General features: G+C 45.3%; 17 protein-coding genes and 1 pseudogene. 9 read left to right on the forward strand and 9 right to left on the reverse strand.

Annotated features, from left to right (window positions below; genetic code table 11):
* Positions 1-188, forward strand: a pseudogene (locus Q0230_RS08210) (hypothetical protein); the annotation flags it as partial.
* Between the two features lie 65 nt (positions 189-253).
* Here Q0230_RS08210 and pnp read toward each other — a convergent pair.
* Together pnp and rpsO are read right to left on the reverse strand one after the other, a co-directional pair.
* A complete protein-coding gene (gene pnp, locus Q0230_RS08215; RefSeq protein ID WP_298609424.1) occupies positions 254-2,341 on the reverse strand; it encodes a polyribonucleotide nucleotidyltransferase in 2,088 nt (695 codons plus the stop codon).
* 183 nt (positions 2,342-2,524) lie between these two features.
* Positions 2,525-2,794, reverse strand: coding sequence for a 30S ribosomal protein S15 (gene rpsO, locus Q0230_RS08220; RefSeq protein ID WP_298609425.1), 270 nt, complete (start codon positions 2,792-2,794; stop codon positions 2,525-2,527).
* Between the two features lie 219 nt (positions 2,795-3,013).
* Between rpsO and lpxL the strand changes: the two genes are divergently transcribed.
* The 3 genes from lpxL to Q0230_RS08235 all read left to right on the forward strand — a co-directional run bounded on the left by lpxL (position 3,014) and on the right by Q0230_RS08235 (position 5,241).
* The gene (lpxL, locus tag Q0230_RS08225; RefSeq protein ID WP_298609426.1) at positions 3,014-3,955 is read left to right on the forward strand and encodes an LpxL/LpxP family Kdo(2)-lipid IV(A) lauroyl/palmitoleoyl acyltransferase; all 942 of its coding nucleotides are present in this window, start codon (positions 3,014-3,016) and stop codon (positions 3,953-3,955) included.
* A 17-nt stretch (positions 3,956-3,972) separates the two neighbouring features.
* Positions 3,973-4,464, forward strand: a complete 492-nt coding sequence (locus Q0230_RS08230) for a peptidylprolyl isomerase (protein ID WP_298609427.1) — start codon at positions 3,973-3,975, stop codon at positions 4,462-4,464.
* A 165-nt stretch (positions 4,465-4,629) separates the two neighbouring features.
* Positions 4,630-5,241 carry a hypothetical protein gene (locus tag Q0230_RS08235; protein ID WP_298609428.1) on the forward strand — a complete coding sequence of 204 codons (612 nt, stop codon included), beginning with the start codon at positions 4,630-4,632 and terminating at the stop codon, positions 5,239-5,241.
* A gap of 53 nt (positions 5,242-5,294) precedes the next feature.
* Here the strand turns inward: Q0230_RS08235 and Q0230_RS08240 are convergent, their stop codons facing one another.
* A complete protein-coding gene (locus Q0230_RS08240; protein WP_298609429.1) occupies positions 5,295-6,329 on the reverse strand; it encodes a hypothetical protein in 1,035 nt (344 codons plus the stop codon).
* Between the two features lie 304 nt (positions 6,330-6,633).
* Between Q0230_RS08240 and Q0230_RS08245 the strand changes: the two genes are divergently transcribed.
* Entirely contained in the window at positions 6,634-7,827 is a 1,194-nt protein-coding gene (locus Q0230_RS08245; protein ID WP_298609430.1) for an ammonium transporter, read from the forward strand.
* A 61-nt stretch (positions 7,828-7,888) separates the two neighbouring features.
* Here Q0230_RS08245 and Q0230_RS08250 read toward each other — a convergent pair whose 3' ends face one another.
* The 3 genes from Q0230_RS08250 to Q0230_RS08260 all read right to left on the reverse strand — a co-directional run bounded on the left by Q0230_RS08250 (position 7,889) and on the right by Q0230_RS08260 (position 11,263).
* Positions 7,889-8,854, reverse strand: coding sequence for a hypothetical protein (locus Q0230_RS08250; RefSeq protein WP_298609431.1), 966 nt, complete (start codon positions 8,852-8,854; stop codon positions 7,889-7,891).
* A gap of 7 nt (positions 8,855-8,861) precedes the next feature.
* Positions 8,862-9,854 carry a hypothetical protein gene (locus Q0230_RS08255; RefSeq protein ID WP_298609432.1) on the reverse strand — a complete coding sequence of 331 codons (993 nt, stop codon included), beginning with the start codon at positions 9,852-9,854 and terminating at the stop codon, positions 8,862-8,864.
* 89 nt (positions 9,855-9,943) lie between these two features.
* On the reverse strand, positions 9,944-11,263 hold the full coding sequence (locus Q0230_RS08260; protein WP_298609433.1) for a DNA recombination protein RmuC: 1,320 nt from the start codon (positions 11,261-11,263) through the stop codon (positions 9,944-9,946).
* Between the two features lie 87 nt (positions 11,264-11,350).
* On the opposite strand from Q0230_RS08260, the gene Q0230_RS08265 reads away from it, so the two are divergent.
* On the forward strand, positions 11,351-11,848 hold the full coding sequence (locus Q0230_RS08265; RefSeq protein WP_298609434.1) for a TlpA disulfide reductase family protein: 498 nt from the start codon (positions 11,351-11,353) through the stop codon (positions 11,846-11,848).
* An 8-nt stretch (positions 11,849-11,856) separates the two neighbouring features.
* Positions 11,857-12,366 (forward strand): TlpA disulfide reductase family protein, encoded by a 510-nt coding sequence (locus Q0230_RS08270; RefSeq protein WP_298609435.1) that lies wholly within the window; start codon positions 11,857-11,859, stop codon positions 12,364-12,366.
* Positions 12,367-12,388: 22 nt separating this feature from the next.
* Here the strand turns inward: Q0230_RS08270 and minE are convergent, their stop codons facing one another.
* The 3 genes from minE to minC form a co-directional block, all read right to left on the reverse strand.
* Positions 12,389-12,649 carry a cell division topological specificity factor MinE gene (minE, locus tag Q0230_RS08275; RefSeq protein WP_298609436.1) on the reverse strand — a complete coding sequence of 87 codons (261 nt, stop codon included), beginning with the start codon at positions 12,647-12,649 and terminating at the stop codon, positions 12,389-12,391.
* Positions 12,650-12,655: 6 nt separating this feature from the next.
* Positions 12,656-13,465, reverse strand: coding sequence for a septum site-determining protein MinD (gene minD, locus Q0230_RS08280; RefSeq protein WP_298609437.1), 810 nt, complete (start codon positions 13,463-13,465; stop codon positions 12,656-12,658).
* A 69-nt stretch (positions 13,466-13,534) separates the two neighbouring features.
* A complete protein-coding gene (gene minC, locus Q0230_RS08285; protein ID WP_298609499.1) occupies positions 13,535-14,239 on the reverse strand; it encodes a septum site-determining protein MinC in 705 nt (234 codons plus the stop codon).
* A gap of 240 nt (positions 14,240-14,479) precedes the next feature.
* Here minC and Q0230_RS08290 point away from each other — a divergent pair, with 240 nt between their 5' ends.
* On the forward strand, positions 14,480-15,751 hold the full coding sequence (locus Q0230_RS08290) for a tetratricopeptide repeat protein (protein ID WP_298609438.1): 1,272 nt from the start codon (positions 14,480-14,482) through the stop codon (positions 15,749-15,751).
* Positions 15,752-15,859: 108 nt separating this feature from the next.
* Positions 15,860-19,318 carry a transcription-repair coupling factor gene (mfd, locus tag Q0230_RS08295; RefSeq protein WP_298609439.1) on the forward strand — a complete coding sequence of 1,153 codons (3,459 nt, stop codon included), beginning with the start codon at positions 15,860-15,862 and terminating at the stop codon, positions 19,316-19,318.
* Position 19,319 lies beyond the last annotated feature (1 nt).

Here is a 19,319-nt window from a genome sequence, read left to right on the forward strand (position 1 = left end):
AAGACCTGGCTGCGGACGCAGTTGATGCGACCAAAGAAGCTGCTAGTGATTTAGCCGACTCTGCCGCTGCTGCTACCGAAAGCGCCAAAGACCTGGCTGCGGACGCAGTTGATGCGACCAAAGAAGCTGCTAGTGATTTAGCGGATAAAGCCAAAGATGCAACTGACCAAGTGACTCGCAATACTTAAGTATTTAAGCCCAACCATGATAAAAGCCCCAAATTGGGGCTTTTATTTTTTATGCTGGCTAAGATTTAGACCGCGTCTTTCATGCTCAAACGCATACGACCTTGACGATCGATCTCAATCACTTTGACTTTCACCACATCGCCCACATTGACGAAGTCTGTAACCTTTTCTACGCGCTCTTGGCTGATTTGTGAAATATGCAATAAGCCATCTTTGCCTGGCAGAATAGTCACGAAAGCACCGAAGTCCATAATGCGCGCAACTTTACCTTCATAAACTTTATTCAACTCAACCTCAGCCGTGATGGCTTCGATCATACCTTTAGCTTTATGGGCAGCAGCAGCATCGACAGCAGCAATTTTAATAAAGCCATCATCGCTAATATCAATCGTCGCACCCGAAGCTTCAGTAATGCCACGAATTGTTTCACCACCTTTGCCGATGACTTCACGAATCTTTTCGGGATTGATCTTTAAAGTGACATAGCGAGGCGCATAATCAGACAATTCACCACGCGGCTCAGAAATGACTTTTTCCATTTCGCCAAGGATGAATAAGCGCCCTGCTTTGGCTTGCTCTAAAGCACGCTCCATGATTTCACGGGTGATACCATTGATTTTGATATCCATTTGTAGCGCAGTAATTCCGTTGCGTGAACCCGCTACTTTGAAATCCATATCGCCTAAATGATCTTCATCACCCAGGATGTCGGTCAGAACTGCGAAGCGATCACCTTCTTTAATCAAACCCATCGCAATACCTGCGACTGGTTCAGAAACAGGCACACCCGCATCCATCAGCGCTAAAGAGCTACCACAAACGCTCGCCATTGAGCTTGAACCATTCGATTCGGTAATTTCAGAGACGCAGCGAATCACATAAGGAAAATCTTCCATTGCTGGAATTGTCGCTTTCACACCCCGTTTGGCTAAACGACCATGACCAATTTCCCGGCGCTTCGGTGAACCAATCATGCCTACTTCACCCACGCTGTACGGAGGGAAATTGTAGTGGAACATGAAAGAATCTTTGTATTCACCCGCAATCGCATCAATCACTTGTGCATCACGTTCAGTGCCTAAGGTAGCCACAACTAGGGCTTGAGTTTCGCCACGCGTAAATAAAGCAGAACCGTGAGTACGTGGTAAAACACCAACTCGTACAGTAATTGGACGCACAGTTTGTAGATCACGTCCATCAATCCGTGGCTTGCCTTCTAAAATTCGCCCACGGACTACTTTCTTTTCTAGGTTCTTGAACTCAACACGCAGCTCTTCTTCGCTTGGGCCAGTTGCACCCTCTTCTTTGGGAAGTAAGCTTTCTTTAGCTGCGGTGAGGATTGCATCAACACGTGCATAACGTTCTTGTTTATCCGCAATTTGGAAGGCATCAACTAAGGCTGCTTCGGCATTAGCCGCTAAACCTTGTACCAAAGCTTGATTGGCTGCTGGAGCTGACCAAACCCAAGCCGGATTACCAACTTCCGCAGCCATTTCATTAATCGCATTAATCGCGACTTGCATTTGCTCGTGGCCATAAACCACTGCACCAAGCATAACCTCTTCGCTGAGCAACTTGGCTTCAGACTCAACCATAAGTACAGCATCATTTGTACCAGCAACCACCAAATCTAAAGCCGAATTTTCTAATTCAGCCGGTGATGGATTCAGTACATACTGATTATTTACATAACCAACTCGCGCCGCACCGATTGGCCCTTGGAAAGGAATACCACAGATTTTTAAGGCGGCTGATGCACCTAACATGGCAGGAATATCAGGAGAAACATTTGGATTTAAAGAAATAACCGTGGCAACCACTTGGACTTCATTAGTGAAGCCTTCAGGGAACAGTGGGCGAATCGGACGGTCGATTAAACGTGCGATTAACGTTTCTTCTTCAGTTGGACGAGCCTCACGCTTGAAGAAACCACCGGGAATACGGCCTGCGGCGTAGAATTTTTCTTGGTAATTAACGGTAAGTGGGAAGAAATCGCGGCCTTCACGAGCTTGTCTTTCTGCTACAGCAGTCACCAACAACACAGTTTCATCCATACTGATGATGACTGCAGTGCTAGCTTGGCGAGCTATTTCGCCAGTTTCGATACGAACGGTGTGTTGACCATATTGGAAAGTTTTAGTCACTTTTGCCATAAATATTATTCAGCCTATTGTTTTTAAATTAAGGTATTACGAACTGTCACGGGCAGGCTGTTTAAAGTTATTCTGCGGCAAAACAGCTTTAAACAACCTTCCTGCATGACGACAACGAGAGTACAAGTTCAGAGTGGCGCAAACAAAAACACCGCAATCCTGCGGTGTTTTCGGTGCATCTGCTTAGCGACGCAAGCCTAAGCGTTCAATCAGTGTTTGATAGCGCGCTAGGTCTTTACCTTTGAGGTAATCCAGCAATTTGCGACGTTGATTAACCATTTTCAACATACCACGACGTGAGTGGTGGTCTTTCTTGTGGGTCGCAAAGTGCTCGGTTAAATGCTTAATGTTGGCTGTTAACAGCGCAACTTGCACTTCCGGCGACCCGGTGTCAGTGTCTGACTGGCGATAATCAGCTACGATTGCCGCTTTCTGTTCTGCATTCAGAGACATCGTCCAAAGCTCCAGAGTAGTTAAGGTTGGTAAAAAGGCAGTTATTATAGCAGCTTAGTTGACTATAAGAAACCATTAAACCTGAGTCTAAAATACCCTTTTAAGTATGATCATGGTCGTTTTAGGGAAAGCGCCAACTACTCAGCCTTAATTTAGACTCTGGCAAATTTGCCTAATCTCTTTAAGATAGCCAAAAATCTAACCGACCTTATTTCTGGTATGGCGCAAAACAAAGTAAATCAATACAAACTTCTATCTCCTCGATACTGGCCAACTTGGTTAGGCTTAGGTTGTTTATGGCTGCTCGTACAACTACCGTGGCGGCTGCAAATGTGGCTAGGTAAGCATCTGGGTTTACTTCTCTTTAAGATTCTAAAGCGCCGCCGTTATATTTGCTGTGTGAATTTAGAGTTAGCGTTTCCTGAATTAAGTTTTGAGGAACGCACTGAGTTAAGTCGGCAGCATTTCATTTCAATAGGACAAGGTTTATTTGAAACCGCCATGAGCTGGTGGGGGAATGAACAACGCCTATCCAAATTGGCCTTTTTAGAAGGCTTGGAGCATCTAAAAAATGCGCATCAACAAGGTGGAGTGATTCTCTTAAGTGCGCATTTCACCAGTTTAGAACTTGGTGGGCGCTTACTTGCACCCTATTTACCATTGCACGTGGTCTATCGCCCGCATCAAAATCCGGTTATTGAACAGCAAGTTGCTAAAATTCGCTCTAAACGCTACGGTCAAGCCATTTCCCGTGATCAAATCCGGACTATGATCCAAAGTTTGAAACTGGGCTTTCCGGTTTGGTATGCACAAGATCAACATTTTGACCAGAAAAGTAGCTTATTTATTCCATTTTTTGGGGTGGAGGCAGCTACCAATACGGCAACCAATCGTCTGGCATCCTTAGGCCGCGCTAAAGTAGTACCTTTCTTTACAGTACGCAAAGAAGATGGTTACCTACTACGTTTTTTGCCCGCTTTAGAAGACTTTCCGAGTGAATCCGTTCATACTGACACCGCTCGTATCAATCAGATGATCGAGCAACAGGTACGCGAGTTCCCTGAACAGTATCTGTGGACACACCGGCGCTTTAAAACTAGCCCGGATGGTAGTAATCGCTACCTGAATCATCGCCGCGACCACCCTGACAGTCGCTGCTAACCCTAAAGGAAACTTGCATGCAAATTGCTCCGAATACCGTGGCCAGCTTGGCTTATGTGTTAACCAATACTCAAGGGGAAACCCTTGACCAAGCCGATGCACAACATCCTTTTGTGTATCTGCATGGCGCTCATAGCATTATTCCGGGCTTAGAAAATGCCTTAGCAGGCAAACAAAAAGGCGATCAGTTGGATGTTACTATTCCACCTGAAGATGCCTATGGCCTAAAAGATGAAGCCTTAAAGCAACAAGTGCCACGTTCTATGTTTGCGGGTGCCGATGAAGAACATATTGTTCCCGGCGCACAATTTCATGCGCAGACTAATGCCGGTATGCAAACAATTGTGATCACTGCCGTTGAAGGCGATACCATTACCATTGATGGCAATCATCCTTTAGCAGGCGAAACTTTGAACTTCAAAGTCACTGTGTTAGATGTACGAGCTGCGACTAAAGATGAACTCAGTCACGGCCATGCTCATGGACCAGGCGGTCATCACCACCATTAATTAAATTGGCTGCTATCAAGGCTTGCTTCAGGCCTAGCAGCCTATAACCTGCATAAAATCTACTCTGTAGCTTGTTCGAGCAGGCATAATGCCGCTCTATCTGTTAAACTTCTGCCAATTTATAGCGTCAAAAACCCTACGAACCCCAACCGCAAGGAATCTGACATGCGTTTCCAAACCTCGCTTGGCCTGACTGCTTTAGTCAGCGCTTTGTTAGCTAGCCCTGTTTATGCAGAAAACTGCAGCATTTCTTATTATTGCTATCGCAGTATGACACCAGGACCTGCACCCGTAGCACCGGTCGCTACTACTCGCCCAGTACCTGCAGGCAGCACCCGTCCTACTAATCTACAACAACCGCGCCCTGTTGCTACACCAGCACCTGTTGTGACTCGCCCACAAACCCCAGTTCCAACAGTGATTGCTCGTCCAGCCATACCTGCACCTGCTCAGGCTGGGGTTAATCAGCGTCTGATTGAACAACAACGGGCACAAAGTTTAGCTGATCAACAACGCCTCGCGGCTCTGCGCCGTACACCAGCCTCGTCTACTACGAGTACTCGCATTAGCACACCACTGGTACAAACGCCTGTGCGAGTGACCGCCCCTTCAACTACAAGCAATCAGTCCTGCAATACTTTAGCGTTGAAAATTAAAGTGTTAGAGAGTCAAGCCACGAGTCAGGCACGTAATCAGCAACAAGGTAAAGCACAAGAGCTATTTAAAGTAGCTGCTGATTTACGTAAGGAAGCACAAGCTAAATCTTGTACTGTTTAAGCTTGCTTTAGAAACTGATCCTGTCTTTAAACTCAGGCAGGATCAGTTAGTGATTAAGTTCGCCAAGGATCGAAAAATCCTGCCGCTGCTTGTTGAGGGGGAACAGTAATAGGTGCAGGCATTGATGCTTCTTCAAGCTTGGGCTTAACCGTCGCATTAGCTTGCTCTACCGCATCTAATAACTCTGTATCCAAATAACGCTCAGTAGTAAAAGGATCTGGACTGACTACTAAACTCATTTTTGGCGGCCAATCTTCGGCTAAACGCTCGGTATAAACTGGCTTGAGCGCCACCTCATCTGCTAACTGGAAGTACTCTTGCTCATTCGCTGCAGTAAGCTCTGCAAAATTGGGTAATTCTGGCTCAGGCACTACCGCAAAAGGCGGAGCTGGAATAGGTTCTGGTTCAGACTCAGTTACAACTGCACTCACAGGAGTTAACTCCTGCTCTACTACACTAGCAACCACGGGATCGACGATTAATTCAGGCTGCTTAATTACTGCATCATAAACTTCCTCACTCGCTGTCAGTTGAATAGGCTTACTAGCTAACACTGGAGTTAACACAGTAGTGGTACTAGCAGTAGTTTGCGGCAGAGTTTTTTTAAACTGTGGTTCAGTAGCAGTTAGATGGTTACTTTTAGTCGTTTGATTCTTTTCAGCTTCAGTTTGCTCTGAACCTAAAAATACCCCAAGGCCAAGCAGTACAATGCTGCCATACCAACACCAAAACCCCTGCCCCAATTGCAAAATCGGTAAATCAACTTCGCCAGTAGGAATAGAATTAAACCAAAATGCCTGTGTCGCTACTAAGACAGCAAAACCAGCCAAGCTGGAACCCCATAAAGGTGAGCTATACATGAGAATAATACCCAGCAACATGAGTAAGTTTGCATACCAAGCGAATTGAAAAATCGCAAACCCCATCCAACCGGTAGCAAAAACCCAATAGCCCTCAACTGGGCCTTGACTGGTGTAAAAGCTCGGAAACCAAAAAGCTGCAATCCATGCTAGGCCGCCAATAAATAGCGCTAACGCAGCAATAGGTTCGCGTAGCGAGCGACGCGCAGTGGGAGTAGCTATATCCATATTTCATACCTATGCGGAGGTGACACTCAACCTGTACATTATAGGCACTTTATACCTAAAAATGCGTCCCTTTACTCAGATAAATGCCACCTTTTAACGAAGCACTTAAACAATGCGAAAACAATTCTAAAAAAGTGCATTTCAATATTTAAGCACCAAAATAATTCAATATTTCTCTAGCCTTGACGGAAAATTTAATTTTTTTCGAAAAATCCCTATCTTTGTGCGTTAGGCTACTAGTCAAGACCACTACGCTGCATAAGATGAGGGCAATTTCCGCATCTAGCTTAAGAGGTTATTTCGCATGGAGCAGTTAGTTCCCGCTCTAGATACGCTCTTTGTATTAATTGGTGCTGTCATGGTCTTAGCCATGCATGCAGGCTTTGCATTTTTGGAAGTTGGTACGGTTCGGCATAAAAACCAAGTCAATGCCTTAGTCAAGATTATCGCTGACTTTGCCATGTCAACGATTGCTTACTTCTTCATTGGTTATTTTGTCGCCTACCAGACTGGCTTTTTTCATAGTGCGCATGAACTGGCTACCAATAATGGTTTTGGCTTAGTTAAGTTCTTCTTCTTATTAACATTTGCAGCGGCAATTCCCGCAATTATTTCAGGAGGGATTGCTGAACGCGCCAAATTCCATCCACAACTGGCTGCAACTTTCATCTTAGTGGCTTTGGTTTATCCCTTCTTTGAAGGCATTGCGTGGAACGGTAACTTTGGAATCCAAGCAGCGTTTGAGTCCATGTTTGGCGCTAAATTCCATGATTTTGCAGGCTCCGTCGTGGTACATGCAATGGGTGGATGGATTGCGTTAGGGGCTGTGGTGTTATTAGGCGCACGTTATGGCCGGTATAATAAACAAGGCAAGCCCATGTCAGCTCATCCACCGTCTAATATTCCTTTTTTAGCCTTAGGTGCTTGGACTTTAACCGTGGGCTGGTTTGGTTTTAATGTGATGTCAGCGCAAGCTGTGCAAGGGATTAGTGGTTTAGTGGCTATCAACTCCTTAATGGCCATGGTCGGTGGAATTTTAGCAGCCATTGTCTTAGGTAAAAATGACCCTGGTTTCGTCCACAATGGCCCCTTAGCAGGCTTAGTGGCTGTCTGTGCTGGCTCCGATATTATGCATCCTTTAGGCGCACTCTTCGTTGGGGTAGTGGCTGCAGCCATCTTCGTTTTTGCTTTTACCGCAGCACAAAATAAATGGCGGATTGATGATGTACTAGGGGTTTGGCCTTTACACGGTTTATGTGGGGCTTGGGGCGGTATTGCTGCTGGTATTTTTGGCTTAGAAACCTTCGGCGGTATAGGTGGTGTCAGTTTTATGAGCCAACTCGCAGGAACTTTATTAGGCATTGTGATTGCCACTGCTGCAGGCTTTGCAGTTTATGGAGTGTTGAAGAAAACCGTCGGCTTACGTTTGACCCAGGAAGAAGAATATAACGGTGCTGACTTGTCGATTCACAAAATCAAAGCGAACCCTGATCTCTAAGTCCTTCCTAAGTGTTGCAGCCTCCGATTGTGAGGCTGCATCCTGTAAATCCTACCACTAACTATTCTTCCTCAGCGGCGGGTGCAGGTACGCTTTTATCTTCCTGATAGTAATAATCGTATTTCGCCAACGTATCGCGGGTGAATGCCCAAGCTTGGTTATAGGACAAGCCACTATTCGACGGAATCACGATTTTCACATACAAATCATTGCCATGATTGAGCTTTAAATCACTTAAAGCGCTATTCAACTGGCTTAAGCCAACCGTTTGATAGTTTGCGTCACCCGGCTTACGAATACTGTAGCCTGCACTGGTATACATCACTTCTACTACTTTTTTACCTTTGCTAGAGCGCGAAGGCTTAAGCAGTTTTTGGTATTTTTGATCCAGTTGCGAATACTCACCCTCTAAACTCTCTAGTTCTTTGCGGTTTTCTTCCATCTGCGTGCGTAAGTTGGTTAAAGTGCTTTCTTTTTCGACATTCTCAGCTTGTGACTTAGACAAATTATCTTGAACTTGTTTGAGCTCATTGCGTAGTTGAGTTGTTTCAGTTTCTTGCGCCTGTTTAGTCTGCGTCAACTCAGTTTGTAGGCGCTCACTAGTAGCATTAGCGGTGGTTAAATTGGTTTGCACCGCTTGCAATTCAGTGGTGCGTGCGGCCAAATTGCTGGCTTGAGTCGCTGCTAAAGTTTTTACCTCTTTTAGCTCAGTACGGGTTTTTTCTACCAAAGCTTCGCTACGCATGAGTTCAGTTTCGGTTGAACTCAGTTGGCGGCGATAATAATCCAGCTGTTCCTCTAAAGTAGCGTTTTCTCTTAAAGTACTAACGACCTCTTGGCGTGCCTGATCTTTAGCCGCGATATTCGAGCGCAAATCTTGCAATAAGCGCGTATTCGACAACAGCACTGCCACCGTCACCAGCAAAAAAGTCATTAATATGACCATCATCACATCGCTAAACGAGGGCCAGAAGTTCTCCTCGTGGGCATCCTGAATTTGCAAGAGCGTATTATTCTGCTGATGCATAACTCACCTAACGACTAATCAAAGAAGTTTTGGGCAGACTTGGTGTACTGGGGCGCTCATCCAAGCGGAAACCCTCGCGAATTGATTCACGGATCACGCGCAAATCTTCACTATTTGTTTCCACCGTGCGCGCTAAAGCCTGCCCAATCGTACTGATTTGCCCTTGTAAATCATCCACCGCTAATTGCAAACGATCACCTGCCTGTAAAAAGCGATCTTGAATTTTAGTCACTGCCTCAGCCGCTTGGCGTAATTCAGTGGTTAAAACAGACACATCATTCAGGATACTAACTTCCGTGGTACGGAAATGCGGCATCACATATAAAGTCGTAGTTTGTTCCAAATTGGCCAGCAATTGAGTGCGAATATCCTGTAAACGTAAATGAAAATAAGAGAAAGCGGCATAGCACAAAATGGCTGTAATGGTGGTTTTTAAGGCAGTCGACATCCCACCTAAAATCGCACCCATTTTCTGTAAGTCATCCGGCGTATTCAGCAAACCTTCGGCATTGAACAGTGCCACTGAGAGCGAAACTACGGTTCCAAATACCCCAGAAATAATTAAAATATTGTGCACAAACCGAACTAAGGTAAAGCGGGCTGACTCACCCGCTGCCACAATCGCCGCTAAAGAACCTTGATTAATTTCTGCATCTTGATCATAGAGGACTTGAAGTGCATTCACCCGTTGGACGATCAAGGTTTTACTATCTAATTTATGCAGTGGATTCGCGGCATTGTCTTTGACCCGAGCAATGAAACGCTCTAACTCCTCTTCCTCATGCGCATAGCTGACAAAGAGCACCATCATTCTCGTTAAGCCCATTAGGAACAGCGCTACAATGGCTAAATTCAGAATAATACCCAAAGTCCCTAGTTGCTTAGAGTAGAAAAAGGGGGTGAGCACCTCTTTGAATAGCAAAATCAACAGACTCGTCAGCAGGAGTAAGCCAACAATCAAAAATAAGGAGGTATAAGCACGTGCTTTTACGGGTTTCAAGGTAGTTTCCTACTGAGGTTAAAAGATAATAGATCACTCAAATTCAAATAACTAAGCACTGCTGACCGTCTTTATTAGTACATAAGGCTTTAATGCTGGTCTAGTAAGTCCTCAGTTAACTCTAAGGCTGCTTGCATCGGGGTGCGAGGACTGGTTTCTAAAGGGACAAGCTCAGGCAAAGTTCGTCCTGATTCAATTCCCAATTCCGATAAGCGCTTTGCACTCGGCATGACGCTCCGCTCCATCGACCCTAAGAAGCGATTATAACTATCGACACTAGCCTCTAAGTTTTTGCCTAAACGTTCAGCATGGCTGCTTAGAATCGATAAACGCTTGTGGAGTTCCATCCCCACATCACGAATTCGTGTAGCATTTTCGGTTAATACTGCTTGTTGCCAGCCAAACGCTACTGCTCGCAGCAAAGCCATGAGTGTAGCAGGTGTAGAGAGTATAACTTTAGCTTCCAACGCATCGTTCATTAAGGTTTTGTCATGTTCAAGCGCGGCGCCTAAGAATTGTTCACCGGGCATAAATAGCACCACAAAATCAGGTGCGCCATCAAATTGCTCCCAATAGCGCTTAGCCGATAACAGCCGCACATGATCACGCACATGCCGCGCATAGCGTTGTAAATGTTGCACACGATCTTGATCACTCTCAGTTTGCGCCGCATCCATATAAGCATCCATCGGGGTTTTCGCATCAATCACCAGCTCACGCTTATCTGGCATACGAATAATCATATCAGGGCGAATGGTGCGCTCTTCGTTACTGCGCTGCACTTGTTCCATAAAATCGCAATACTCCACCATCCCTGCCATTTCAACGATACGCTTTAAGGTTAACTCACCCCATTCCCCCCGCATCCCCGGATTGCGCAGGGCTGAGGATAATTTATTGGCCTCCTGACGCAAGGCTAGTTGATCTAAGCTCAAATTACGCAGTTGCTCCCCCAAAGCACCAAAGGAAGCATGGCGTTCTTTTTCAATAGTTTGGATTTGCTGCTCGGTTTTTTCTAAAGCAGAACGAATCGGTTCAAGCAAATAGTGAATCGACTGTTTACGCTGCTCTAAATCTGCTTGGGATTCCGATTGAAAACGGCGCATACTTTCTTGCGCGAGTTGCAAGAATTGTTGATTATTTTCCCGCAAAGCACGTTGTGATGCCGCTGCAAAAGTATTGTGGAGCTTATCTTGAGCATCTTCGAGCATGCGTAAACGTTCTTCGTGCAGTTGCTCTTCTGATTGCAACTGAAGTTTGAGGCGCTCAACTTCTTGGCGCGCTTGCTGCAAGGGACGATTATAAATCAGAAAAGCCACGCCGATCCCCAGTAGAAACATGCACAGCGCTACGATCAAGAGTATATTGGCATCCACTAACTGTCCTAGGCTGGACGCAGAACTGGTCATAAACTCACCCTAAGGACTAAACGCATGCATCCAGTCAGCAACTGGCTACGTATTAGTGATTTGTGAACTTTAAGATAGGTATTGTGCATGAACAAACGGCTCGCCACTCAAATGCTAAGTATTATCACACTTCTGGGTACTTGGCTGCTAATCACCACGCCCGCCACTGCCATGACTGATCTGCAAGGTCAACTTGTCAAGCTAGAAAATATTGTCGGCAAAGGCAAATGGACAGTGATGAAAATCTGGGCTTCTGATTGTCATGTCTGCCGCCAAACTATTCATTATTTGAGTGATTTTGAAGTCAGCTTCCCAGACGCCGCTGTTTATGGAATTTCTATTGATGGTCAAGACGGCAAAGCCGAAGCACAAGCTTTTGTAAAGCAGTACAACTTAGATTTTCCTAATTTGCTCAGTGATTTAAGCGAGATGAATGCTTATTTAAACAAAGCGGCTGGAGAAAGCTTATACGGAACCCCCACTATGTTGGTTTTTAATCCACAAGGTAAATTGATTGCAGTGCAACCTGGCCCTGTGACAGCGGATGAGTTAGTGGCATTTATTAAGAAAGAACAGAGATCTTGAGAGCAATCATGCTTAAGGCTTTAACTAAACAGATTACTGCTCTCAGTTGCATCGGACTATTGAGCCTAAGCGCCAACCTACAGGCTTTTACTGATTTACAAGGCCAATCGGTACAGCTTGCCGAACAGGTGGGTAAAGGCAAATGGACAGTGTTTGAAGTCTGGGCATCTGATTGCCCCTATTGTCCCGATGGCGTGTTTTATATGAAAGATTTTAAAGCGCGCTATCCTCAAGCTGATTTGTACGGGATTTCACTTGATGGAGATAGTGGGCAAATCGCAGGGCGGCAGCTAGCTCAAGGCTTTATTAAGAAACACAAGATTAACTTTCCGACCTTAATGAGCAGTACGCTTGAATTAGATAATTTCTTAATTGAACAAGGTGAGCAAGCTTTAATGGGGACACCTGCTTTAATTATCTATAATCCTAAAGGAGAACTGAAAGGCGTGGAATCTGGGGCAATTATCGCTCAAGATGTCATTGATTTTATTCAAGGTGAACAGGCTAAAAACCACTAGCCGACAAGTGAGTCAATCGCAGCTATTGAGAGCTGCGATCAGGTAAAGCGATATTTAACTCTAGAACTTCACAATCATTGACGTGCTCAAGACGTACATTCACATCCTTTTCGTCAATGGGCACATACTTGCGAATAACATTCATAATATCATTGCGTAGCTGTGGCAAAAAATCAGGGCCATTGCGATCAATGCGCTCATGTGCAATTAAAATCTGCAAACGCTCTTTGGCCACTTGAGCCGTTTTAGGCTTGGGGGTGCGAAAATAATCAAAGATACCCATAAGTGCTTAGCCTCCGAACAGTCGTCTGAAAAGTCCTTTTTTCTCAACTTCGAGGAAACGATGTGGCACAGTTTCGCCTAAAAAACGTCTAACGAAATCGTCATAAGCCTGACCCGCAGTACTCTCTTTGTCCAAAATCACTGGCACACCACTATTCGAGGCTTGTAAAACAGAACCGGACTCTGGAATAACCCCAATCAAAGGCACTGCCAAAATCTCTAAAATATCCTCCATCGCCAGCATATCGCCACTCGCTACACGGGTAGGTGAATAACGGGTAATCAGTAAATGCTCACGAATACTTTCACCACGCTCTGCTTTTAAGGTGCGGCTTTGCAAGAGACCCAAAATCCGATCAGAGTCACGGACTGAAGAAACTTCAGGGTTAGTAACAATAATCGCATCGTCCGCAAAATGCATGGCTAAAGCAGCACCGCGTTCAATCCCAGCCGGTGAGTCACAGATAATAAAATCAAAGCCATCTTCAGCTAAATCTTTTAAAACTTTCTCGACACCCTCTTGAGTCAGAGCGTCTTTATCGCGGGTCTGGGAAGCTGGCAGAATGAATAAATTATCACTACGCTTATCTTTAATCAGAGCTTGCTTGATATTAGCTTCGCCGCTAATCACATTAATAAAGTCATAGACTACACGCCGTTCACAGCCCATAATCAAATCAAGATTACGTAAACCCACGTCGAAATCGATTACCGCTGTTTTGTAACCCTTCAATGCAAGTCCCGTTGCGAATGCGGCGCTAGTAGTCGTCTTGCCGACTCCACCTTTGCCAGAAGTTACGACAACAATCCTGCTCAATTTCTTACTCCTTGATTCAACAGCCTCGCGGCACAGCCGGACTATAAAGCTAAACCCAAGCAATGCCAATCAAATCGGCACTATTTTCAACTTCTCTTGATCTAAATAGATCATCACGGACTGCCCTTTAAGATTAGACTCAATCTCGTCTAGTAAACGGTAGCGTCCTGCAATTGCAATTAATTCTGCTTCTAAGCGCTCACAAAAGATCCTTGCCTGTGTATCCCCTTGTACCCCCGCTAATACCCGCCCACGTAAAGCTCCATACACATGCACCGAGCCACCTGCAAGTAATTCTGAACCTGCGCTAGTGTGTTGAAGCACCACAATATCTCCATAGGGACAATAGACTTGCTGCCCCGAACGCACTGGTCGATCTAAGACTAACAGGCGCTGTATAGCTTCCGGTTGCTCTGGTGTTAAATTAACTTCCGTAACAGGTGGTGTATTAGGAATAGTCTGTTGCTTGCTAGGGCGTAATAGTGCCCAATCCGCTGCGATTGCTTTAGCCTCAGCTTCTTCCCATAAATTGCGTAAACCAACTGGCACCAACCCAAACTTGCTGACTTGGAGTTTAAGCTGAAGGAAATCAAGCTCAAGCCCTGTCTCACCCAAAAGCTGACAATCAATGATAATCGGGCTGCGCTCCAGAAAATGGCTCGCTTGTTGACGTTTAGCCTCCAAGGCCGCACTAATTGCGTGCATATCAGTTGAGTGTAGAACAAGCACAGTTAAAAGGGACATTTCTCCTTTTAAATCAATTATCGACTCCATCACGCTGCTCTATCTCCTTCCTGCAAAACTGAACGGTAACTTACTAATTAGTCGCCTTATTTTGTACATTTATCGAATAAACTTATGGTATGCTTTACATGAGTTCGTTTGACAGGGTATTTGCTTTATTTTCTAGATACTTCTATGCCCAGTGCATTGACACTCGGATCCTCAACTCAGGGCTTAACCATGTACAATAAAAAACCTCAAAAACTATTTATTACTATAGGCTTTGCCTGCATGAGTGCCTTGGCTATGCACTCTGCCAAAGCTAACAACACACCAGAACTAGGGTCACTATACAACCCAGTCGAGCAATTTAAAACCGCCATTGACCTTATTGAAGGACAAAATACCAAAGCTGATTTCTCCACTGGGCTAAAATGGTTGAAACTAGCAGCAGCACAACAATACCCCCAAGCACTCTATCAACTAGGGTTTTATTATGAATATGGGATTGATGAGGTTGAACGTGATTATTTTAAGGCAGCTGACTTCTACGAGAAGGCCGCTAAACAGGGGCATTTAGAATCACAATTTAATCTGAGTGCCTTACTCCTGCGTGAAAATACTCCTACTTATAACCCTAAAAAAGGCCTTTTCTGGCTAGAGCAAGCCGCTAAACAAGAGGATGGTGAAGCTCAATACAGCCTTGCGATGCTCCTAGAAAAAGAAGCAAAAACTAATCCAGACCTAGCCACATCTAGCCTTTCTTGGTTAACTAAAGCCGCCAACAATGGGCATCGTGGTTCTGAATACATTTTAGGTGTGCGTTACCTACAAGGTGAAGGGGTCAAACCTGATTATCAGCAAGCTTTCAATTGGTTCCAAAAAGCTGCTCAACAGGGTGATGCTGCAGCACAATTCAATACTGGCCTAATGTATGAGCAAGGCACTGGTGTTGATCAAGACATGAAGCTAGCCATTGAATGGTATCAAAAGGCTGCGACCCAAGGTGAAGCGGGTGCACAGTTCAATTTAGGCAATAAATACTTATTTGGCTCAGGCACAGCACAAGATACCGCTAAAGGAATTGAGTTAATTAAAAACTCGGCTAAAAGTGGGAATCCGGCGGCCCAAACCATGTTGGGCAATATGCTTACCACGGGTAAATTTTTAGGGATTGACTACGCCAAAGCCTATCAGTTGTATTTAGATGCAGCCGAAAATGGCTACCCTGAAGCTCAATACCAATTGTCCTTGATGTTCGCTAAAGGGCAAGGTGTAGAAATGAGCCATGAGAAATCCGTGCAATGGATTAAGAAAGCAGCCCAATCGAATCATCCCTTAGCCCAATATGGCCTTGGTGCTTATCTAGCAAACGGGGTAGGGGTGGAGAAAAACTTGATGGAAGCCGCTTATTGGCTTTCACTCGCTGCAGCACAAGGGCAGAAACATGCGATTGAGTCACGCGACTCCGTCATGGAACTATTAACACGTGAACAACTTGATACCTTAAAACAACGAATCAATACTTTTAGTAGCGTTCCACAGAAAATTGTTACTCGTTAATTAAAACCTTACTTTCGCTTCAATCTCACTAGCAATAGCTGCTGATATGCAAGCTATTGCTAGTTTCAGGTACAATACCCGCGTTTTCGATTACCCCACAAGCGTATTATGGCCGTAGCAAGCACAGCCTCGTCTCTACAAAGTTTACAAGCAGTTTATCCTCCACCTAAGCAAGGTAGTATTCGTTGGGGACAACTCTATGGAAATGCCGCCGAAGCACTTATTGCACAAACTGCGAGTGAATTTAAAGGTTTAGTCCTGCTGGTCACGAGTGATACACATCATGCTTATCGGATGGAAGAAGCCCTACGCTTTTTCGCCCCCGACTTACCTGTGCATATTTTTCCGGACTGGGAAACCCTGCCCTACGACATTTTCTCGCCACATGAAGATATTATTTCTGAACGCTTAAAAATTCTGGCGCGCCTGCCCACCTTGCAGCAAGGCATTTTAATTGTACCGGTCGCAACCTTAATGCAGCGCCTAGCACCGCTTAACTATGTGCAAGGCCATAGCCTGTTATTAACAGCAGGCATGAAATTAGAAATCGCTAGCTTCCGTAAGCATTTAGATAAAGCCGGCTATCAAAATGTTAGTCAAGTCATGCAGCATGGTGAATATGCAACCCGTGGCGCTTTGGTTGACCTCTTTCCAATGGGTAGCACGATTCCTTATCGGATTGATTTATTTGATGATGAAATTGATTCAATCCGTAGCTTCTCCACGGAAACCCAGCGCACTGAAGATAATTTTAAAGCAGTTGAATTACTACCTGCTCGCGAATTTCCATTAGACGAAGCGGGCATTAAATTATTCCGCACGAATTATCGTCAACAAGTAGACGGTGAATTACAGCGTAGTCGAATTTATGAAGCAGTGAGCCACGGCAAACCACCTGCTGGCATTGAATATTATCTACCCCTATTTTTCGAAAGCACGGCAACTTTATTTGACTATTTACCAGCTAAAACGCTGCTGATTCTTGAAGATGGCATTCCCACCGCGGTTGACCAATTTTGGCAATCACTCCAAAACCGTTATGAACAGCGTCGCCATGATATTGAACGCCCGTTATTAGCCCCAGATAAATTATTTCTCAATGCTGAAATACTCAAAAGCTTTCTGCGTGAATATCGCAGCATTGAAGTGCAGAGCTTTAAATTAGAAGGTGAAGGGCAAAATTATAATACGGCTACCCTGCCCTCCTTATTAATTCATCCACGCCATGAGCAACCTTTATTTCTGTTGCTGCAATTTCTGAAAGATTTAAAAGGACGCGTATTATTTACCGCGGAATCCGCAGGCAGGCGTGAAGCTTTAATTGAGCTATTACGTGACCAGACTATTTCCGTACAAACCTTAGAAACTTGGCAGGCTTTTGTCACTAGCAAAGCGGAAATGGCGGTTACGGTAGCACCGCTGGAGCAAGGTTTTTGGCTACCGGATGCGCGTCTTGCCGTTATTCCAGAAAACTTATTACATGGCGTACAGATTCAACAGCAACGCCGCCGCAAAAAGGCCACACGCGATGCTGATGCGATTATTCGTAACCTTACCGACCTAAGTGAAGGCTCCCCCGTTGTCCATGAAGAGCATGGGGTGGGACGCTATCTAGGCTTACAGATGGTCACGACCGGTGGAGTGGAAGCTGAGTACTTGTTGATCGAATATGCGAATAAAGATCGACTGTATGTACCCGTAGCCTCCTTGCATTTGGTGAGTCGCTATACAGGCTCTGACCCTGATCATGCGCCTTTGCATAAACTAGGCACCGACCAATGGGAAAAAGCGCGTAGCAAAGCAGCGGAAAAGGCGCGCGATGTCGCTGCTGAACTTTTAGATATTCACGCCCGTCGTGCTGCCCAACAAGGCCATAGCTTCCCCTTTGATGAAAATGACTACCGGCTTTTTGCGGGTGCTTTTCCCTTTGAAGAAACCCCCGATCAAGCCCTGGCGATTGAAAACGTCATCAAGGATATGCGCTCAGCGCAACCGATGGATCGAGTGGTTTGTGGCGACGTCGGCTTCGGTAAAACTGAAGTCGCGATGCGTGCTGCTTTTGTGGCTGCTAATGCAGGCAAGCAGGTCGCAATGATCGCGCCGACTACTTTGCTCGTAGAACAACATTTAAACAATTTCCGTGATCGCTTCGCCGACTGGCCATTTCGGATTGAATCTTTATCGCGCTTTAAAACGGGCAAGGAAAGCTCTAAAGCTTTAGAGGCCTTAGCGGCTGGTACGATTGATATTGTGATTGGCACACACAAGCTCTTACAAGATGATGTGGTTTTTAAAAACTTAGGCTTAGTCATCATTGATGAGGAGCATCGTTTCGGGGTACGTGATAAAGAGCAGATGAAAAAGCTGCGGGCCAATGTCGATATGCTCACGATGACTGCGACGCCAATTCCACGTACTTTAAATATGTCACTGTCCAATTTGCGTGATTTATCCATTATTGCGACCCCACCGACTCAACGTCATGCCATCAAGACTTTTGTCACCGAATGGAACAAAACAACCATCCAAGAAGCCTGTGCGCGTGAGTTAGCGCGGGGTGGTCAAGCTTATGTTCTGCATAATGAAGTCAAAACCATCGGGCGCATCACTGAAGAACTCAGCGAATTGTTACCTAATGTAGAAGTACGTTTTGCGCATGGGCAAATGCGTGAACGTGAACTCGAAAGCATTATGAGTGACTTCTATCACCAGCGCTTCCAGATTCTAGTCGCGACCACCATTATTGAAAGCGGGATCGACGTTCCTAGCGCCAATACCATTATTATCAATCGCGCCGATAAGTTAGGTTTAGCGCAACTGCATCAACTACGTGGTCGCGTTGGACGCTCGCATCATCGTGCTTATGCGTATTTGATCACCCCACCGAAAAAACTTCTCACTCAAGATGCAGTCAAGCGTTTGGAAGCGATTGAATCTTTAGAGGAATTAGGTGTGGGCTTTACCCTTGCCACGCATGATTTAGAAATTCGCGGGGCGGGTGAATTACTTGGGGAAGATCAAAGCGGGCAAATTCAGGAAATTGGTTTTAATCTTTACAATGATTTATTAGAGCGTGCGGTTAAGGCCTTAAAATCTGGCAAAACCCCAGCTCTTGATCCACGCTCCCAAAGCCGCACGACGGTTGAATTGGGCGCTCCAGCTTTAATTCCAGATGACTATTTGCCCGATGTGCATAGCCGCTTGATTCTCTACAAACGTATCGCGAGCGCCGCCAATCAAGCAGCCTTAGATGAATTAAGAGTGGAAATGATTGACCGCTTTGGCTTATTACCCGAACCTGTTAAAACACTCTTTAGCGTAACCCATGTCAAACTAATCGCTCAAGATTTAGGCGTGCGCAAACTCGATATGACCGCTAAGGGTGGGCGGATTATTTTCGATACCAAGCCGAATATCGATCCAATGAAAGTTATTCAACTGATTCAAAAGCGGCCTTGGATGTTTAAACTGGATGGGCAGGATAAGTTGCGCTTTGAAGTGGAATTGGCGACGGTGGAAGAACGGGAAGAATGGGTGGTGAAGTTGATGGGGGAGATAACTCTCTAGA

The sequence above is a fragment of the uncultured Thiothrix sp. genome (genome assembly GCF_937876535.1).
Classification (GTDB): domain Bacteria; phylum Pseudomonadota; class Gammaproteobacteria; order Thiotrichales; family Thiotrichaceae; genus Thiolinea.